The organism is Haloferax sp. s1 (assembly GCF_058382125.1).
This window is the reverse complement of sequence record NZ_JBZRPK010000412.1, coordinates 1-4,324: the sequence shown is the minus strand read 5'-3', so window position 1 is coordinate 4,324 and position 4,324 is coordinate 1. Positions and strand designations below refer to the sequence as shown.

At 53.2% G+C, this 4,324-nt stretch carries 5 protein-coding genes; 4 read left to right on the top strand and 1 reads right to left on the bottom strand.

The features are described from left to right. Window positions 1-240: 240 nt before the first annotated feature. From QT222_RS05495 to QT222_RS05485, 3 genes are read left to right on the top strand one after another with little or no spacing between them, the layout of a single operon-like run. On the top strand, window positions 241-903 hold the full coding sequence (locus QT222_RS05495) for a potassium channel family protein (RefSeq protein WP_491476562.1): 663 nt from the start codon (window positions 241-243) through the stop codon (window positions 901-903). 5 nt (window positions 904-908) lie between these two features. Continuing rightward, window positions 909-2,048 (top strand): universal stress protein, encoded by a 1,140-nt coding sequence (locus QT222_RS05490; RefSeq protein ID WP_491476561.1) that lies wholly within the window; start codon window positions 909-911, stop codon window positions 2,046-2,048. Then, window positions 2,035-2,292 carry a hypothetical protein gene (locus tag QT222_RS05485; protein WP_491476560.1) on the top strand — a complete coding sequence of 86 codons (258 nt, stop codon included), beginning with the start codon at window positions 2,035-2,037 and terminating at the stop codon, window positions 2,290-2,292. Before QT222_RS05490 ends, QT222_RS05485 begins: the two co-directional genes overlap by 14 nt. A 120-nt stretch (window positions 2,293-2,412) precedes the next feature. On the opposite strand, the gene QT222_RS05480 is transcribed toward QT222_RS05485, so the two are convergent. Then, on the bottom strand, window positions 2,413-3,156 hold the full coding sequence (locus QT222_RS05480; RefSeq protein ID WP_491476559.1) for an Lrp/AsnC family transcriptional regulator: 744 nt from the start codon (window positions 3,154-3,156) through the stop codon (window positions 2,413-2,415). Between the two features lie 332 nt (window positions 3,157-3,488). On the opposite strand from QT222_RS05480, the gene QT222_RS05475 reads away from it, so the two are divergent. Next, entirely contained in the window at window positions 3,489-3,938 is a 450-nt protein-coding gene (locus tag QT222_RS05475) for an FmdB family zinc ribbon protein (protein WP_491476558.1), read from the top strand. Window positions 3,939-4,324: the final 386 nt, after the last annotated feature.

Sequence of the window (4,324 nt, the reverse complement as noted above, 5' to 3'; positions counted from 1 at the left end):
CGCCTCCGGTATTCCCGGTCCGGGGATGCCGGCCGTCGCGGAGATTCTCTCCATCGTCCAGATGTGGATGGGTCGCCTCGAGATCATTCCCGTGCTCGTCATGATAAACAGCATCTTCCGGCGGTGAACCATGTACCACCAGGAAATTTTCACACCGGCGGTCCTCGATGTCCCGGGACCGCCGGTGTACGCAGAGAGCCTTCGAGACTCGTCCGCTAAATAACACCTACCACACTCACAATGTACATCATCGTCGTCGGCGCAGGCCGCACCGGAAGCAAAGTAATCGAACTCGCAACCCAGGACGACAACGAAGTCGTCGTCATCGAACGCGATACAGAGCTAGCCGAAGAGGTGAGCGTGACTTACGACTGCATGGTCATCAACGCCGATGCCGCCTCGAAGGAAATCCTCCTCGAAGCGGGTATCGAAGAGGCTGACGCACTCATCTCGACGACAGAGAACGATTCGGTGAACCTCATGATCTCGATGCTTGGCAAGCAGTACGGCGTCGAGAACCTCGTCAGTTCGATCAACGATCCGCAGCATATCGAACTCTTCGGTGACCTCGGCGTAAATATCGTCGAGAGTCCACACGAACTCAACGGACAGTACCTCTATCGGGCCGTCCAACGGCCGAAGATCCAAGATTTCATGGAAATCGCTGGCGGAGCCGAAATCTTCGAGCTCACGGTCGACGAGGGAGCGCCAATCGCCGGGCTCAGTCTGAGCGACGCCGACAAGGATGGTCTCCTCCCCGAGGAGACGGTCATCGTCGCAATCGTCCGAGATGGTGAACTGCTCATCCCAAGAGGAGGAATCGACGTTCAGGCAGGTGACACCGTGACCGTGTTCGCCAGAAACGGAGCGAATGACCGACTTACGGCCGCGTTCACCAGGTGATTCCAATGCCAGCTAATGACACGGAATCCGAGGTTCGAGTCGCCGTCCAACACCCCGAAAGAGAGTCGAGAAGTGACGAACTAATTCGAAGTAGACCAGTCACTCACACACCGGACTACACTGTCGTCGTACCGATAACTGGTGGACTCTTCGACCCAGAAACCAGAATCAACGTTCGACGGCTTCTACAGACAGCACTTGCTCTCGCCAATGACAACGACGGTCGAGTCCAGTTACTCGGACTCGCAGCCGTGGACGATGAAGCCTCGCTCAATACCGTTCGAGAGTACATCGAAGCGGACGAACAGCCCACACCAGACACGACTCAACTACTCAAATTTATTGACGAGCGACAGTCCCAGCTGGCACGAATTGTCGATATTGCTCAAGATCTCGATCCAGCACTCTCCATCAACGCGACTGTTCGAGTAGTAACCGATACGACGCGCGGGATTCTGGACGTCCTCGCGTCGGGCAGTGAGATGGCCGTACTATTGCTCCGGGGAACGAGCCTCGATGACAGAGGGCTTCTCTCTCGTAGTACGATAGATACCGTCCTTGCAGAAGCCGAATGCGACGTGTTCGTCGAGAACCTCGGAACCCAAAGCGGGGAGGGCGCGTTGTATATCCCTGACATGGAAGAACATACGGTCGCTTCGTTGGCCGAGTCGGAAGCAGAGGCCATCGATTCGATACTGCTCCCGGTCGGGGAAGGACCACACTCCGCACTCGCTGTGGAAGCCGCTCGTGCGGTAGCCACTGCTGCTGATGCACCAGTCACCGTTCTACACGTAATCGACCCAGACGCATCTGGAAAAGCGAAATCTGATGCCACTGAACTCCTCAAATTCGCAGAATACGTCTTGGGTCCAGACGTGACGGTAGACACAGAACTTCAAGAATCGACAGATACGACGGCTGTAATCCTCGAGAGAGCACAGACGCACGACTTCACCGTAATCGGTGCCCCTGAACAGCAATCTCGATTGAAGCGCCTCGTTTTCGAGCGTGTTCAGCAAACACTCACACAGCGGAGTGACGTAACAGTACTCATGGCCAGAGATTCAGATGGGATGATGCGGTCGCTCTACTATCGCTGGAAACAAGGTATGGACGCAATGGAGGACAGTAATGGGTCTGACTGAAAGCCAGGAAGCGGTGGCGGCCCGCATCCGTGAAGAGGCCTCAGGTGAGATACTTCGCCTCCGTCCTGACGTGAAAGGATTTCTTGTCGTCCAAAAACTCCCGAACGACACACAACCCGACCTCTATCGCGTAACTCTTGAAGAACAGCCCGATGGAACTGAGAAACTCCACTGGGCGTATCTTGGCGCCTTCAAAGGGTCAGATGAAGAATACCCGGGAAGTCAAGAGCAATCCCCATCCTAACAGCATTCTATTCGCATTCTCAGTAACGTCGGCATACGTCCCAAGTGCATATCCTTTAGGTACGGGAGGAGGTCGAGCCACGGCGTAACTTGGATGTATTTTCTGCGTCTTGAGTAACAATCACTGGCCAGTGAATGCGGCTACCGTCTCTTCAGAGACCCCACGTCGAGAATGGATTGTGACGAAATCACCCTCCGTAATAAAGGTCTGCTCAGTTGGTGTAATCGCTCCTTCATCACGATTGATTCGGACGACCAGCACATCTGAAGGAATGAGTCCCTCTTCGTTCGCTTCCTGAAGTGTCTTCCCAGCGATTGGAGCCCGGTCTCTAACAAGTATCTCGACGATGTCGATGTCCCCAGCCAAACCATCGACACCTCCGACTGGAGACGCTAGCTTTTCATCTTGAGGACCGAAGGGGCCATAAGGGCGGAAATACTGGCGGTGAATCAGGTCCTCAGTGTCAATTTCGATACCCAGAGATGCGATTTGCTGAGCGATCCGTGTGAGGTCTTCAGTGTCGGTCCCGACGGCCGTAATCCGGAGATCACCCTTACCGGACATGAACTCCCGAACGTTAATTACACCCGGGAGATCAAGGACCCGTTGGGCGATCTCCTCTCTGTTTCGAGGCCCCGTGCTGCAGACGTAATGGTTCGTGAGCCGACCTCCTATCGTCTGATAATCAATATCGGCATGGTGCCCCCTGATTACGCCACCTTCCTCGAGTCGGCGAATTCGATTCCGTACGGTCGGTGCCGAGACGTCAACTTTCTCCGCGATATCTGGTGAAGAGGTGTGGCGAGCCTCTTGCGACAGATAATACAGGATCTGTTCATCGATCTCATCGATTTGAAGAGGCATTATATACTACAAGAATAATTCAGGAAATCCTTTTAAGATATCGTTAGGAGCCCGTTTGACCTCGGGCCACTGTTCCACCCCGGCACAATTTTGAGAAGTGAAACTCTGTCTCTCTCCTCGAATCTCTGTAAAGGTGGGAAGTATTTATCCTGTCATAGTGTGATTTCAAATATGATTCCACCCTTCACTCTCGGTTGCAACGTCGATGAGGGCGCCCCCCGGAATAACTCGATGACCGCAGTGAGTGTATCCGAACCGTATGTATGGCGCTGCTCTCTCGATTCACCGCGTGAAGCGATAGACTGGAATGCTCCCACAATGGAGATAAATGCATGAGTGACTCAAATGAAGACCCGAAAGCACCGAATACCGTACCCGATGCGTTGATTCAGCACATCGATTCGCTGGCACTCCCTGAATTGAAATCCGTGCTTTCGTACGTTGAGCGCCGTATCGAAACGCTTCGGACCCCAATCGAAGAAGAGATCGAAGCGGCCGCTGCTGGAGAGGTCCTCAAAATAGAAGACCACGGCGCATACGCGCTCGTACGAAAGCACCCTCCTAATCCAGAAGGTTCTGGTGTGAATACGGATCAAGTATCACTCTATCACGTCCGTCGGGAGCAGCGGATGGACGGGACAGAATCCTTACACTGGGTATATCTTGGAGACGTCCATAACGCCGAACAAATTCGGTGTAAATCCTGCGGAGGAATGCTCGATAAGGAAGCAGCTGTCTGCCCTCATTGTGGTGCTGAGAATCCGGACTATACCGAGACATGAAAAATAATTCATGTCAGAACTGATTACTAAGCGCCTTGTTGACCCGATTACAAACAAAAAGATGCCCGTGACACGACACAAAGACTCGCTACCTATGAAATATGAACGTGACTCGAATTTGTACACACACCATGCCTACGAAATCCGAGGTAGTATCTTATGAGTGAGTCCAAACAATCATTGTCCCGTCACCAAGGGCTCAATGCCGGACATGATGGGGACGTCATGTTGCGTGCTGATGTTGTCCCACGTACACTGTTTATCAAGGCTGTTCACCAATACGACACAGTCTGTGGAGTTCCGACATGCTAGGGACGGTTTCGTTCGGATCGTTGCCAGAGAAAGTCGACGCAGAATTAGCTCAACGCATCGTAATAACCGAGGAG

Coding starts and splice junctions, on each gene's coding strand:
- QT222_RS05490 (WP_491476561.1), top strand. CDS start 909: ATGCCAGCTAATGACACGGAATCCGAGGTTCGAGTCGCCGTCCAACAC.
- QT222_RS05480 (WP_491476559.1), bottom strand. CDS start 3,156: ATGCCTCTTCAAATCGATGAGATCGATGAACAGATCCTGTATTATCTG.
- QT222_RS05475 (WP_491476558.1), top strand. CDS start 3,489: ATGAGTGACTCAAATGAAGACCCGAAAGCACCGAATACCGTACCCGAT.
- QT222_RS05495 (WP_491476562.1), top strand. CDS start 241: ATGTACATCATCGTCGTCGGCGCAGGCCGCACCGGAAGCAAAGTAATC.
- QT222_RS05485 (WP_491476560.1), top strand. CDS start 2,035: ATGGGTCTGACTGAAAGCCAGGAAGCGGTGGCGGCCCGCATCCGTGAA.